Consider the following 14,470-nt stretch of genomic DNA (forward strand, 5'->3'; position numbering starts at 1 on the left):
CGTCATCCAATCGTCATGGCCGTGCCATGCGAGCGTCACCGGGCGTTACTACATTGGCGAAAAAAGAAACCATTCTTTCTTCGACCAGGACCCCCCATGCGAGATCTGCCGACGCCCACTTCGAACCTCGCCGCCAGCCCCGCTTCGAACCACGAAGCACGTCGTCTGCCACGCGCCGAGGAAACGGTCACCGCACAGCATCGCCTGCAGGTCACCTGGGCACGGACCGATGAAGAACTCCGCGAGGCGCAACGCCTGCGCTATCGCGTGTTCGCCGATGAAATGGGCGCGCGTCTGACCGGCCCCGCCGGTCTCGACGTCGATGCATTCGATGCTTACTGCGACCATCTGCTGGTGCGCGATCTGGATACGCTGAAAGTGGTCGGCACGTACCGCGCGTTGCCGCCGCATCAGGCTGCGCGCATTGGCCGTCTGTATGCGGAGAGCGAATTCGACGTGTCGCGGCTCACGCATCTGCGCGCGCGGATGGTGGAAGTGGGACGCTCCTGCGTGCATCCCGACTATCGCAGTGGCTCGGTGATCATGTCGCTGTGGGCCGGCCTTGCCGCCTACATGAAACACAACGGCTACGACACGATGCTCGGCTGCGCGAGCGTCGCGATGGCCGACGGCGGACACTACGCGGCGAACCTGTACTGCGCGCTGCGCGAGCATGCGCTGACCCCGCCGGAGTATCGCGCGTTCGCGCACACGCCCCTGCCGATCGACGAATTGCAAACCGGCGCCGATGTCGCGCCGCCGCCGCTCGTCAAAGGTTATCTGCGGCTCGGTGCGAAAATCTGCGGCGCACCGGCATGGGATCCCGACTTCAATACGGCGGATTTCCTGACGCTGTTCCGTCTCGCCGATATCAACGCGCGCTACGCCAAACATTTTCTCGGCGACGCACTGCCGCGCTGAGAAGACGCGGCGCATAAAAAAGCCCGGCGCATAGCCGGGCTTTCTGCTTCACTGTCGATGCTTTGCGGCGCGCTTCAATCCGCGCTTCGATTCGCGCTTCAATCCGCGCTTCTCTATCCGCGCTTCTCTATCCGCGCTTCAATCCGCGCTTCAATCCGTATACACGACGCGATACGGAATCCCGACCTTCTCCCACTCCGCCGCTTCCTGGATCAGGCTGTAATCGGTCAGCGGATTGTTAGCGACCCACTCGTTGGGCAAGCGTACTTCGTAGCCGCCATTGACCCGCGACACCGCGATACCAGGCAAACCGACATCCGTACGCCGCCGGCTCAACAATGCCGCCAGCCGCACGCAAAACAGCAAAGGCCACTCCACTTCGCGGGTTTGCGACAGCTTGCCGAGCTTGCCCGCATGGCCGAGCACGAGCGCCGCGAGGCGCGCCTGATCCGTGCGGGAAAAGCCCGGCATATCCGCATTGCTTGCTATATACGCCGAATGCTTGTGATAGGCGCTGTGCGAAATCGACAGACCGATTTCGTGCAACGCCGCCGCCCAGCCGAGGAACATGTGATCTTCGACGCGACGGTCGTTGTCGGGCTCGGCGAACTGATCGTAGAAGCTCACCGCGAGTTCGCCGATACGCCCCGCCTGCGCGCGATCGACCCCATAGCGGCGCATGAAACCTTCCACCGTGACCGTGCGCATGTCTTCGTGTTGCGAGCGCCCGAGCAGGTCGTACAGCACGCCCAGACGCAACGCGCCGTCCGTCGTATCGACATAATCGACGCCGAGTTCGTCGAACACCGCGATCATGATCGACAGGCCGCCCGCCAGCACCGGAATGCGATCGCCCTTCAACGCGACCAGCTTCAGACGATTGACGTTTTCGGCTTTGATCAACGCGCGCTTGAGTCGCTCCAGCCCGCCGCGCGAGATGCCATGCGTGATGCCCGGATCGTTGAAGCCGTTCGCTTCGACCAGTTCCGCCAACGCGCGCGCGGTGCCCGACGAACCGATGGCCTGCTCCCAGCCGGTCTTCTTGTACTCGGCGGAAATGATCTGGATTTCGCGGCCCGCAGCGAGTTCGGCTTGCCGCATCGTGTACTCGTCGACATTGCCGGCCGGGAAGAACGCACGGCTATGGCTCACGCAGCCGATATACAGACTTTCCATCTTGAGCGGCGTGTAGTGCGACCCGATGATGAATTCCGTCGAGCCGCCGCCGATATCCACCACCAGGCGCTTGCCCGCGCTCGCGGGCACGGAGTGTGCTGCACCGGCATAGATGAGCCGTGCTTCTTCGCGTCCGGCGATCACTTCGATCGGAAAACCGAGCGCTGCTTGCGCCTCACCGAGGAACTCGTGAGCGTTCTTGGCGATGCGCAACGTGTTAGTGGCGACGGCCCGGACATGCTCGGGGTCGAAGTCGCGCAGCCGTTCGCCGAAGCGCTTCAATGCGTCCCAACCGCGCACCTGTGAAGCACGATCGAGCATCTTGTCGCGCGACAGACCTGCGGCGAGGCGCACGGGTTCACGTAGGGCGTCGACCTGAAAAATCTGGCTGCCCGCGTCGGTTTCCTCGACACGGCCTACGATCAGCCGGAAGCTGTTCGAGCCGAGATCGACGGCGGCGAGGAGTTGTGGGGTGTTGACCATCGGGTAGGCGGACTCCATGCGGCGAAGCGCGGCGGCGGTGGATGCGGTGGAAACGGTGGACCCGGAGGATGCACCGGGCACTGTCTCCGGCCTGGGTGGCTTGGGAACCTTGGGTTCCCTGGGTGACTTCGGCCCGGCCGCGCTGCTGTTCAAAGACTGCATTCTAAGCGTACCGTGGCTCACGATGTCACCTTGCAGTAAGGGGAAGCGCTATGGTCCCATACGCACTGCGTCATGTTGACGACACGCAACGAATACGGCGTAGAATCGAAAATTCAGGATTGTCATAACAACGTCATCATACTGTGAGAATTTCAGAAGGCCTTTACGCCTCTCTTTCCGACACTCCCTTCTCGCTGCCGATGTCCATCCGCTACCCGTTATTGAATCGCGAACTGGGCATTCTTGGTTTCAACGAGCGGGTCCTGGCGCAAGCCGCCGACCCCGCTGTGCCGTTACTCGAGCGCCTGCGCTTCATCTGTATTACCAGTAGCAATCTGGACGAATTCTTCGAAGTCCGCATGGCCGGTCTGCAGGAGCAGATGCGCGACAATCCTGGCGCGCTGGCGCCGGACGGCATGTCGCTGCAACACGTGTACGACCTCGTGGTCGAGCGGGCGCAGAAGCTCGTGCATCGTCAGTACACGATGCTGCACGACACCGTGCTCACGGCGCTCGAAGCAGAAGGCATCTATTTTCACGGCACCGAAGCGTGGAACGAAGCGCAAAGCGATTGGGCGCGCAACTATTTTTTCGACGAACTGCTTCCGGTGCTCACGCCCATCGGCCTCGATCCGGCCCATCCGTTTCCGCGCGTGCTCAACAAGAGCCTGAACTTCGTGGTCGAACTCGAAGGCAAGGACGCCTTCGGCCGGCAGGCGATGATGGGCATCGTCCAGGCGCCGCGCGCGTTGCCGCGACTGGTGCGCATGCCGCAAGCGTTGTCGGGTTATCCGCACGGCTTCGTTCTGCTTAGCTCGCTGTTGCAACGCTTCGTCGGCGAGTTGTTTCCGAATCTCGTGGTGCGCAGTTGCAACCAGTTTCGTATCACGCGTAATAGCGAACTGTTCGTCGATGAAGACGAAATCACCAACCTGCGCGTCGCGTTGCAGGGCGAGTTGCCCGCGCGCCATCTCGGCAATGCGGTGCGTCTCGAAGTGTCCGCGGAAACGCCGATTCACGTCGTGCGGCGCCTGCTCGACGAAAGCGGTCTGAGCGACAAGGACTGCTATTACGCGGACGGTCCGGTCAATCTAGTACGGCTCATGCAGTTGCCGGAGATGGTCGACCGGCCCGACCTCAAATTCGTGCCGCACATTCCGTCGATTCCCGCGCAGATCGCCAATAGTGCGAGCATGTTCGACGTGATCGATCAGGGCGACGTGCTGCTGCATCATCCGTACGAAAGTTTTCAGCCGGTGCTCGAGTTGCTGCTGCAGGCGGCCAAAGATCCGCACGTCGTCGCGATCAAGCAGACCATTTACCGGACCGGCACCGACTCGCCGCTCATGGACGCGCTGATGCAGGCCGCGCGCAACGGCAAGGAAGTCACGGTCGTGGTCGAACTGCTGGCACGCTTCGACGAAGAAACCAATATCAACTGGGCTTCGCAACTCGAAGCCGTCGGCGCGCACGTCGTGTATGGCGTGGTGGGTCACAAATGCCACGCGAAGATGATGCTGATCGTGCGGCGCGTGTCGGCGGGCGGCAAGAGCACGCTCAAACGCTATGTGCATCTGGGCACGGGCAATTACCATCCGCGCACCGCACGTCTGTATTCCGACTTCGGCCTGATGACCGCCGACCAGAAAATTTGCGAGGACGTGCATCACGTGTTTCAGCAACTCACCGGCATCGGCGGCGAATTGCGGTTGCACGAGTTGTGGCAGTCGCCGTTCACGTTGCACCCGAAGCTGGTCGAAGCCATTCGCGTGGAAGCCGACAATGCGCGCGCCGGCAAGAAGGCCCGCATCGTCGCGAAGATGAACGCGCTGCTCGAACCGACGGTGATCGCCGAGTTGTACGAGGCGTCGCAAGCGGGTGTGAAAATCGATCTGATCGTGCGCGGCGTGTGTTCGTTGCAGCCCGGTGTGCCGGGACTGTCGGAGAACATCACGGTGCGCTCCATCGTCGGGCGCTTTCTCGAACATCATCGCATTTACTACTTCTACGACGGCGGTAAGGAGCAGGTGTATCTGTCGAGCGCGGACTGGATGGATCGCAATCTGTTCCGGCGCGTAGAGGTGGCGTTTCCCATCAACAACCGGCGACTCAAACGGCGCGTGATCGCCGAAGGTCTGTCGGCGTTTCTCGGCGATAACCAGGCCGCCTGGCTGATGCAGAGCGACGGTCATTACCGGCGCAGGCGTCCCGGAAAATCGTCGCGCAATGCGCAGATGAGTCTATTGGGAAAGTACTGCTCGTAGGAATTCGCACTCGATGCTGAAAAGCCCGCCAGGTCATGCGACCGGCGGGCTTTTTTATGCGTGACATCAAGCCGGCGCAGGCAGTCGCCGCGCCGTGCGCACCGCCGGGAACCGCACCGTGAACGTACTGCCGCGTCCCTCTTCGCTCGTCACTTCGAGTTGCGCATCGTGCCGTTGCAACACGTGCTTGACGATCGCGAGGCCCAACCCGGTTCCGCCGGTATCGCGCGAGCGGCTACGATCCACGCGATAGAAGCGTTCGGTGAGCCGGGGAATATCCGCAGCCGGAATGCCGAGGCCGCTATCGGTCACGGCGAACATCGCACTGCCGCCCTGCAGTTGCCACACGACCTTGATGGCGCCGCCGTCCGGCGTATAGCGGATGGCATTGGTCACGAGATTGCCGAACGCGCTGAGAATCTCCGTTTCAACGCCGGTCACGGTGAGCCCCTCGTCGGCATCGAACACGATCCGGTGATGCTGACTCGACAGGCTCTCCGCATCGTCCTGCAAATGCCGCAGCACTGCGCGCATGTCGATCATCTGATCGCTGGCCGGCTTGTTGTCGCCCTCCAGTTTCGCGAGCACCAGCAGATCGTTGACGATGTGGCGCATGCGCGACGACTGCTGCTCCATCAGATCGAGATAGCGCGCGCGCTCCGCTTCGCTTAACGGCAGCTCGCGCATGGTCTCGAGAAAACCCGACAGTACGGTCAGCGGCGTTTTGAGTTCATGCGAAACATTGGCGACGAAGTCGCGCCGCATCGCGTCGGTGCGCTCGAGTTCGGTGATGTCCTGCGAGAGCACCAGCTTGCGATTTTCGCCGTACGGAAACACCTGCACGGACAACACGTTCTGCCGCTTCTCGCCCATACCGCGCATGATCAGCATCTCTTCATAGCGATGCGAATTCAGGTAGCGCACGAAGTCCGGCTGACGCACCAGATGCGTGATGTGCTGACGTAAATCACGCTTCGCATCGAGGCCGAAGTGCACCTCGGAGATCGCGTTGCACCACTCGATCTGGTCGTGATCGTCGAGCATCGCGACGCCGTTCGGCGACGCCTGAATCGCCTGTATGAAACGCGAATGTTGCTGCTCCACCTGACGCACCTGCGCATGCCAGCGCTTCGCGAGCTTGTGCAAACGGTAGTAGATTTCGCCCCAGATGCCGGGAGCACTCGGCACTTCGCCGTAGACCGGTGCGTCGAGCAGACGCCACAACCGCTGTTTATGAAACGTGCCGAACAGGCTTTGCGCCAGTAACAGAACGACCGCAAGCGACAGTCCTGTTTCGACGTTGACGAGTGCGCCGACCACCACGCACAGAACGCCCAGCAGCACGACCGACACGATGGAGCGCGCCCAGATGATGTTCATGGTCTAGCGATCGAAGAGGAAAACAAACGCGGGCGGCGCGAGCGCCGCCGCGGTTCAGGCGCTCTTGGCGAGCCGGTAGCCGCTACCGCGCACCGTCTCGATCATAGCATCGCACCCGGCGGGCTTGAGCGCCGCGCGCAGGCGCTTGATATGCACGTCGACCGTCCGTTCTTCGACGAACACGTGATCGCCCCACACCTGATCGAGCAGTTGCGTGCGGCTATGCACGCGCTCCGGATGCGTCATGAAGAAATGCAGCAGACGGAATTCGGTCGGACCGAGATCGAGCTTGATCTCGCTGCCTTCGTTGTTCGCGGCGACGCGATGCGTGGCCGGATCGAGCTTGAGGCCGTTGATCGCGACCAGATCTTCGGTGAGCTGCGGCGCGCGGCGGCGCAGCACCGCCTTGATACGCGCCATCAGTTCTTTCGGCGAAAACGGTTTGGTGACGTAGTCGTCCGCGCCGATTTCGAGGCCGAGCACCTTGTCCTGTTCGTCGCCACGCGCGGTCAGCATGATAATCGGGATGTGCTTGGTGCGCTCGTTGTTGCGCAGGTCGCGCGCGAACGCAATGCCGGATTTGCCCGGCAACATCCAGTCGAGCAGGACCAGATCGGGCAACACGTCGCTGATCAGGTTCTGCGCCTGCTCCGCGTTGTACGCGCGAATCGGGCAGTGTCCGGCGTGTTGAAGATTGACCGAAATGAGTTCGGAAATGGCGGGCTCATCTTCAATGACGAGAATGCTGCTGGGCATCGGCACCTCTAGTCCTTATTCTGATGGAGTTAGCTGAGTGCTTCGCGTTCGAGCGCGTCGCGCGACTTGTGCCGCACGTCCGTGCCCTTGACGATGTAGATGATGAACTCGGCGATGTTCTTCGCGTGGTCGCCGATCCGTTCGATCGCTTTGGCGATGAACAGAAAGTCGAGGCCCACGGAAATCGAGCGCGGATCTTCAGTCATGTACGAAATCAGCTTGCGCACGAACGCGCGAAATTCTTCGTCGATGGCTTTGTCGTCGCGCACGATCTGCGCGGCGGCCACCGTGTCGAGGCGCGCAAACGCATCGAGTGCACGGCGCAGGATCGATACGGCCATTTCGCCGGAGAGCTTGATCTCGGCGATGTTGATGGTGCGCGACGCGCCGTCTTCCATCAGACGCTTGGTGCGCTTGGCGATTTTTTCGGCTTCGTCGCCGGCGCGTTCGAGATTCGTGATGGTCTTCGAAATCGCGATGAGCAGACGCAGGTCGCGTGCCGCCGGCTGACGGCGCGCGATGATGTTGCTGCACTCTTCGTCGATTTCCACTTCCATCTTGTTCAGACGGTCTTCGGCGAGAATCACCTGCTCGGCGATGTCGAGGTCGAACTCGTTGAGCGCCTGCATGGCATTGACGATCTGCGATTCGACGAGGCCGCCCATTTCGAGGACCTTCGACGAAACGAGGTTCAGGTCGGCATCGAACTGGCTGGACAAATGTTTATCGGACATGACGTACTCCGTTATTGTGCTCGTCGACTCAGCCGAAGCGGCCGGTAATGTAGTCTTCGGTTTCCTTGCGGACCGGCTTGATGAAGATCTTTTCCGTGTCGCCGAATTCGATCAGTTCGCCGAGATACATGTACGCAGTGTAGTCCGAACAGCGTGCCGCCTGTTGCATGTTGTGCGTGACGATCACGACGGTGTAATCGCTCTTCAGCTCGGCAATCAGCTCTTCGATACGGCCCGTCGAAATCGGGTCGAGCGCGGAGCACGGCTCGTCGAGCAGCAGCACTTCAGGACGGATCGCGATGCCGCGTGCGATACACAAACGTTGCTGCTGACCGCCGGACAAACCGTAACCGCTCTGCCCGAGCTTGTCCTTCACTTCGTTCCACAAGGCGGCTTTGGTCAGCGCCCATTCCACGCGGTCGTCCATTTCCGAACGCGGCAGCGTTTCGAACATCTTCACGCCGAATGCGATGTTGTCGTAGATCGACATCGGGAACGGCGTCGGCTTCTGGAACACCATGCCGATGCGCGCACGCAGCAGCGAAATATCCCGCTTCGACGTGAGCAGGTTTTCGCCGTCCATCAGGATCTCGCCTTCGGCGCGCTGCTCGGGATACAGCGCGTACATCTTGTTGAAGGTGCGCAGCAGCGTGGACTTGCCGCAACCCGACGGGCCGATGAACGCCGTCACCTTACCTTCCGGAATACGCAGGTTGATGTTCTTCAGCGCGTGATACTTGCCGTAGAAGAAGTTCAGGTCGTTGACCTCGATCTTCGGACGCGACGCCTCGGCGGCCGGACCGTTCTGGGCGGGTTCGAAGCCGGCGGGCGCGCTCGGGCGCTCGATCGTATTCAGTTGAGTTTCTGCCATATTCATCGGATTACACTCCGCCCTTACTTGTTCGAGAAGATCGTGCGCGCGACGATGTTGAGTCCCAACACCGCGAGCGTGATCAGAAAGACGCCGGCCCAGGCGAGCGACTGCCATTGCGCGAACGGGCTCATCGCAAACTTGTAGATCGTGACCGGCAGATTGGCGACCGGCTGACCCATGTCCAGCGAGAAAAACTGATTCGACAGCGCGGTGAACAGCAGCGGCGCCGTTTCGCCGGCAATGCGCGCAACGCCGAGCAGCACACCGGTGACGATACCGGCGACGGAGGCCTTCAACGTGATCGACAGCACCATCTTCCACTTCGGCGTGCCGAGGGCGAAGGCCGCTTCGCGCAGCGCGTTCGGCACCAGTTTCAGCATGTTTTCCGTCGTGCGGATCACGATGGGAATCTGCAGCAACGCGAGCGCGAACACGCCGGCCCAGCCGCTGAAGTGACCCATCTTCGCAACCACGAGCGCATAGACGAACAGACCGACGACGATCGACGGCGCCGACAGCAGGATGTCGTTGATGAAGCGCGTGAGACCGGCGAGCCAGCCCTTCTGGCCATACTCGGCGAGGTACACGCCGGCCAGAATGCCGATCGGCGTACCGACGAAAGTGGCGAGGCCGATCAGCATGCCGCTGCCGACGATCGCATTCGCGAGACCGCCGCCATCGGTGTTCGGCGGCGGCGTCGATTGCGTGAACAACGCGATCGACAGGCCACCGAGACCGAGGCGCAGCGTCGTATAGAGAATCCACACGAGCCAGATCAGGCCGAAGGCCATCGCGGCGAGCGACATCGTCAACGCGATGGCGTTCTTCGTGCGGCGGCGTCCTTGCAGACGCACGCGCATGGCTTCGAGTGCAGCCGGATCGTTCGACCCCGGCATGTTCAGCATGGACTGGTTCATTTCGCGCCCTCCCCTTTTTCGAGGCGCAGCAGCATGACTTTCGAAATCGCCAGCACGATGAAGGTAATCACGAACAGGATCAGGCCGAGCTCCATCAGCGCCGACGTGTGCAGGCCCGGATCGGCTTCGGCGAACTCGTTGGCGAGCGCCGAGGTAATGCTGTTACCCGGCGAGAACAGCGACACGTTGTCGAGCAGATTCGTATTGCCGATCACGAAGGTGACCGCCATCGTCTCGCCGAGCGCGCGGCCGAGGCCGAGCATCACGCCGCCGATCACACCGCTGCGGGTGAACGGCAGCACGATCTTCCACATCACTTCCCACGTCGTGCAGCCGATGCCATAGGCCGATTCCTTCAGCAGAACCGGCGTGACTTCGAACACGTCGCGCATCACCGAGGCGATGTACGGAATGATCATGATCGCGAGAATGACGCCGGCGCACAGAATGCCGATGCCGATCGGCGCGCCCTGAAACAGCGCGCCCACGAACGGAATGCCGCCGAGCACGGTGCCGAGCGGCTTTTCGAACCACGTCGCGAAGATCGGTGCGAACACCAGCAGGCCCCACATGCCGTAGACGATCGACGGGATTGCCGCGAGCAGTTCGATGGCGATGCCGAGCGGCCGACGCAGCCACGCGGGCGCGAGTTCGGTCAAAAACAGTGCGATGCCGAAACTGACCGGCACGGCGATGATGAGCGCGATGAGCGAGGTGGCGATCGTGCCGTAGATCGGCACCAGCGCGCCGAAGTGTTTGCTAGGTGGATCCCATTCGGCGGTCCACAGAAAACTGAGGCCGAACTGCTCGATCGACGGCAACGAGGCCACGATCAGCGACACGATGATGCCGCCCAGCAGTAACAGCGTAATGATGGCGGCCAGACGCGCGAGACCGCCGAAGATGACATCGCCGGCGCGGCCAGGCGCTTTCTGCTGCGATGCGCGGCCCGGCGGTGTCGACTTGCGCGCGCCAGACGCTAATTGAATATCGGACATGAGAGCCTGATGGACCTGATGAACCAGAGGAACCGGACGGTGCCTGCTGGCGGGTGCCAGTAACCGCAAGACCGTTGTCCTGCGGCAGCAATGCCGCCGGCCATCCTCACACGAGGACGGCCGGCGCGTTACATGATGCAACTCGCGACGATACGGCCGGATTTATTCCGCGACCGACTTGCCCGATGCGTCCTTCACGGCCGACTTCCACTGCGTGCGGATTTCAGCCGTCACCGATTCCGGCAGCGAGATGTAGTCCAGTTCGTTCGCGGCCGGCGTGCCGTTCTTGAACGCCCAGTCGAAGAACTTCAGCGTTTCCGTCCCTTGCGCCGGCTTGTCCTGTGCCTTGTGCAGCAGCACGAACGTTGCGCCGACGACCGGCCATGCGTCCTTGCCCGGCTCGTTCGTCAGGATCTGGTAGAACGACTTCGACCAGTCCGCACCGGCTGCGGCTGCCTTGAAGGTTTCCGTCTTCGGCTCGACCACGGCGCCCGTTGCATTCTTCAATGCGGTGTACGTCATGTGGTTTTGCTTCGCGTACGCCCATTCCACGTAGCCGATCGCGCCCGGCAGACGTTGCACGAATGCCGCGACGCCGTCGTTACCCTTGCCGCCCGTGCCCGTCGGCCAGTTGACCGTTGCGCCTTCACCGACCTTCGACTTCCAGTCCGCGTTGACCTTCGACAAATAGTTCGTCCAGATGAACGTCGTGCCCGAACCGTCGGCGCGGCGAACCACGGCGATGTCGGTATCCGGCAGCTTCAGCTTCGGATTCAACGCGACGATTGCCGGGTCGTTCCACTTCTTGATCTTACCCAGATAGATGTCGCCGAGCACTTCGCCCGACAGCGTCAGTTCGCCCGGCTTCACGCCCGGCACGTTGACCGCGGCCACGATACCGCCGACCACCGTCGGGAACTGGAACAGGCCGGCTTTAGCCAGCTCGTCGTCCTTGAGCGGTGCGTCCGAACCGGCGAAATCGACTGTTTTCGCTTCGATCTGCTTGATACCGCCCGACGAGCCGATACCTTGATAGTTCACCTTGCCGCCACCGGATTTCTGATAGGCATCGGCCCATTTCATGTAGATCGGTGCTGCGAAGGTGCTGCCCGCGCCGGTGATGTCTGCGGCTTGCGCTGAGAGTGCGAAAAGCGCGCCAGCGACGCCAGCGAACACGGTTTGCATCAATTTCATGAGACCTCCAGGGTGTGAGCGGTGTGAGCGATTAACACGAACACCGCGAAGCTTAGAGTCTCAATGTGACAGTAACGTGACGGATGGTGAAGCTGATGTGACAGTGGGGTTACGGAGTGAAAGGCGGGGCGGGGTTTAAACCGGGGTTTGAATCGGGATGTGAACGGCTGGGGAAACGGCGACGGTGTCGGGCACCGTCGCTCTTTTTGTTTTCGATTCAGGCAGTTATGCCGTTGCCAGTTTGACCGCGCCCGCAATGGCCTCGGCGTGACGCAGGGCGTCGTCGACCTGCTCGGCTTCGACCATCACCCGCAGCACGGGCTCCGTGCCGGATGCGCGGATCAATACGCGGCCGCGACCTTTCAGCGCATCTTCGGCGTGGCCAATCGCCTTTTTGATCGTGTCGCTGCCCTTCCAGTCCGCGTCCGGTTTCATCCGGACGTTGATGAGCTTTTGCGGGAACAACGTCACGCCGTTGAGCAGTTCGGCGAGCGTCTTGTCGCTGCGCTTCATCGCGGCCAGCACCAGCAGTGCCGATACGATGCCGTCGCCAGTCGAATGACGGTCGAGCGACAGGATATGGCCGGAGCCTTCCGCGCCGAGTTGCCAGCCGTGCTCGCGCAATTGTTCGAGCACATAACGGTCGCCGACCGCCGCACGGATGAATTTCACGCCGGCTTCGTGCAACGCGACCTCGACGGCCATGTTGGTCATCAAGGTGCCGACTGCCCCGTCCACCTTGCCGTCGGTGGCGATGCGGTCTTTTACCAGCACGTACAGCAGTTCGTCGCCGTTATACAGGCGGCCGGCTGCATCGACGACCTGCAGACGGTCGGCGTCGCCGTCGAGCGCGATGCCGAGGTCCGCGTGATTTGCGCGCACCGCGCGCACCAGTGCGTCGGGCGCGGTGGCGCCGACGCCGTCGTTGATGTTGAATCCGTTTGGCGCCACGCCGATGGGAATGACCTCCGCGCCGAGTTCGTGGAACACGTGCGGCGCGACGTCGTACGCGGCACCGTGCGCACAGTCGACCACCAGCTTCAGGCCGCGCAGATCGTACGCGGCCGGGAAGGTGCTCTTGCAGAACTCGATGTAGCGGCCGGCCGCGTCGTCGAGACGGCGCGCCTTGCCCAGTTGCTCGGAGGCTGCACACGCGAGCGGCAGGTCGAGCTGCTCTTCGATCTGCGACTCCACTTCATCCGGCAGCTTGTTGCCGTCTGCCGAGAAAAACTTGATGCCGTTGTCATAGTACGGATTGTGCGAAGCGCTGATCACGACGCCCGCCGCCAGCCGCAACGCGCGGGTGAGATAGGCGATGCCGGGCGTCGGCATCGGCCCCGCCAGCATTACGTCGACCCCGGCCGCGGAGAACCCCGCTTCGAGCGCCGCCTCGAGCATGTAGCCCGAGACGCGCGTGTCCTTGCCGATCAGGACGGTCGGGCGCGAGCCCGTGCGCGCCCAACGGTCCGCACCCGCGAGCACTTTGCCGGCCGCGTAGCCAAGCCGCAGCACGAACTCCGGCGTGATGGGTCCTTCGCCGACCTTGCCCCGAATGCCGTCCGTTCCGAAATAACGACGTGCCATGTTTTATCTTCCTCCTTGGCTAATGGGTTCAACCGCGCGCACGGCTTAGGTTCGCCGCGTCGCGCATGGCTGCCCACACTTTCAATGCATCTACCGTTTGAGCCACATCGTGTACCCGCAGGATCGCGGCGCCACGTTCGGCCGCGCACACAGCCGCCGCGAGACTGCCGGCGATACGCTCGCCGGCCGGTCGCCCGACTACCGCGCCGATCATCGACTTGCGCGACATGCCGGCCAGAATCGGGTACGACGGTTCCGCTCTGGGCGCCGTGTCGCGCAGTTGCGCGAGCAGCGCGTAGTTGTGGTCGACCACCGCTTTGCCGAAGCCGAAACCGGGATCGACACTGATTCTTTCGCGGGCAATGCCCGCCTGCTGAAGCTTTGCTACCCGCTCTTCAAGAAATTCGCGGACCGCGCCGACGACGTCTCCATAAGTAGGCTCACCGAGCTGCATAGTCTGTGGTTCACCCAGCATATGCATCACACACAGGCCGCAGTTGCTGTCGCGTACTGCGTCGATCGCGCCGGGCATCCGGAAACCCCAGATATCGTTGATCAGGTCCGCACCCGCGCTTAACGCGTGACGCATGACTTCGGGCTTGTAGGTGTCGATCGACAGAGGGACGTTGGCGCCGCGCAATATCTCGACGAGCGGAAGAATGCGCGCGAGTTCTTCGTCGAGCGGCACGGGCGGCGCACCCGGCCGGGTCGATTCGCCGCCGATATCGATGATGTCGGCGCCATCGAGCAGCATGAGTTCGGCCTGACGCAGCGCGTCGCCATGCATCGCGTACTGACCGCCATCGGAAAACGAGTCGGGCGTGACGTTCAGAATGCCCATGACCAGCGGACGTTCGAAGCTCAGCGTGAAGCGGCCGCAGCGCAGCGGCGCTGGAAAAGATTGGGATGGTAATTCGACGTTCGACACGGAGCGGTCAATCACAAAACGGGAAATTGCAAAAAATTGCAAGAATGCAAAACGGGCCGGTGTGAAACACACCGGCCCGCACTTTCTTCAGGTCGCCTG

Annotated in this window: 12 protein-coding genes; 2 read left to right on the forward strand and 10 right to left on the reverse strand. The window is 62.0% G+C overall.

Going from position 1 to position 14,470, the window contains the following annotated elements:
* The first annotated feature begins 96 nt into the window (after positions 1 to 96).
* Positions 97 to 921 carry a GNAT family N-acetyltransferase gene (locus FQ746_RS09210; protein WP_144108692.1) on the forward strand — a complete coding sequence of 275 codons (825 nt, stop codon included), beginning with the start codon at positions 97 to 99 and terminating at the stop codon, positions 919 to 921.
* Positions 922 to 1,071: 150 nt separating this feature from the next.
* Here FQ746_RS09210 and FQ746_RS09215 read toward each other — a convergent pair whose 3' ends face one another.
* Positions 1,072 to 2,742 carry a Ppx/GppA phosphatase family protein gene (locus FQ746_RS09215; RefSeq protein ID WP_144108694.1) on the reverse strand — a complete coding sequence of 557 codons (1,671 nt, stop codon included), beginning with the start codon at positions 2,740 to 2,742 and terminating at the stop codon, positions 1,072 to 1,074.
* Between the two features lie 200 nt (positions 2,743 to 2,942).
* Here FQ746_RS09215 and ppk1 point away from each other — a divergent pair, with 200 nt between their 5' ends.
* Positions 2,943 to 5,006 carry a polyphosphate kinase 1 gene (gene ppk1, locus FQ746_RS09220; protein WP_144108696.1) on the forward strand — a complete coding sequence of 688 codons (2,064 nt, stop codon included), beginning with the start codon at positions 2,943 to 2,945 and terminating at the stop codon, positions 5,004 to 5,006.
* Positions 5,007 to 5,072: 66 nt separating this feature from the next.
* Here the strand turns inward: ppk1 and phoR are convergent, their stop codons facing one another.
* The 9 genes from phoR to folP all read right to left on the reverse strand — a co-directional run bounded on the left by phoR (position 5,073) and on the right by folP (position 14,371).
* Positions 5,073 to 6,386, reverse strand: coding sequence for a phosphate regulon sensor histidine kinase PhoR (phoR, locus tag FQ746_RS09225; RefSeq protein WP_144108699.1), 1,314 nt, complete (start codon positions 6,384 to 6,386; stop codon positions 5,073 to 5,075).
* 54 nt (positions 6,387 to 6,440) lie between these two features.
* Positions 6,441 to 7,142, reverse strand: a complete 702-nt coding sequence (gene phoB / locus FQ746_RS09230) for a phosphate regulon transcriptional regulator PhoB (protein WP_144108701.1) — start codon at positions 7,140 to 7,142, stop codon at positions 6,441 to 6,443.
* 29 nt (positions 7,143 to 7,171) lie between these two features.
* Complete coding sequence (gene phoU, locus FQ746_RS09235) at positions 7,172 to 7,876, reverse strand: phosphate signaling complex protein PhoU (RefSeq protein WP_144108703.1); 705 nt, start codon at positions 7,874 to 7,876, stop codon at positions 7,172 to 7,174.
* Positions 7,877 to 7,904: 28 nt separating this feature from the next.
* Positions 7,905 to 8,753, reverse strand: a complete 849-nt coding sequence (gene pstB / locus FQ746_RS09240; RefSeq protein WP_144108705.1) for a phosphate ABC transporter ATP-binding protein PstB — start codon at positions 8,751 to 8,753, stop codon at positions 7,905 to 7,907.
* Positions 8,754 to 8,770: 17 nt separating this feature from the next.
* Positions 8,771 to 9,667, reverse strand: coding sequence for a phosphate ABC transporter permease PstA (gene pstA / locus FQ746_RS09245; protein WP_144108707.1), 897 nt, complete (start codon positions 9,665 to 9,667; stop codon positions 8,771 to 8,773).
* Positions 9,664 to 10,665, reverse strand: coding sequence for a phosphate ABC transporter permease PstC (gene pstC, locus FQ746_RS09250; RefSeq protein WP_144108709.1), 1,002 nt, complete (start codon positions 10,663 to 10,665; stop codon positions 9,664 to 9,666). Before pstC ends, pstA begins: the two co-directional genes overlap by 4 nt.
* Positions 10,666 to 10,827: 162 nt before the next feature.
* The gene (pstS, locus tag FQ746_RS09255; protein ID WP_144108711.1) at positions 10,828 to 11,859 is read right to left on the reverse strand and encodes a phosphate ABC transporter substrate-binding protein PstS; all 1,032 of its coding nucleotides are present in this window, start codon (positions 11,857 to 11,859) and stop codon (positions 10,828 to 10,830) included.
* A 225-nt stretch (positions 11,860 to 12,084) separates the two neighbouring features.
* Positions 12,085 to 13,443 (reverse strand): phosphoglucosamine mutase, encoded by a 1,359-nt coding sequence (gene glmM, locus FQ746_RS09265; protein WP_144108715.1) that lies wholly within the window; start codon positions 13,441 to 13,443, stop codon positions 12,085 to 12,087.
* Positions 13,444 to 13,471: 28 nt separating this feature from the next.
* Positions 13,472 to 14,371, reverse strand: coding sequence for a dihydropteroate synthase (folP, locus tag FQ746_RS09270; protein WP_409932388.1), 900 nt, complete (start codon positions 14,369 to 14,371; stop codon positions 13,472 to 13,474).
* Positions 14,372 to 14,470 lie beyond the last annotated feature (99 nt).

This window comes from Paraburkholderia sp. BCC1886 (genome assembly GCF_900996245.1).
In the GTDB taxonomy this organism is placed as follows: Bacteria; Pseudomonadota; Gammaproteobacteria; order Burkholderiales; family Burkholderiaceae; genus Paraburkholderia.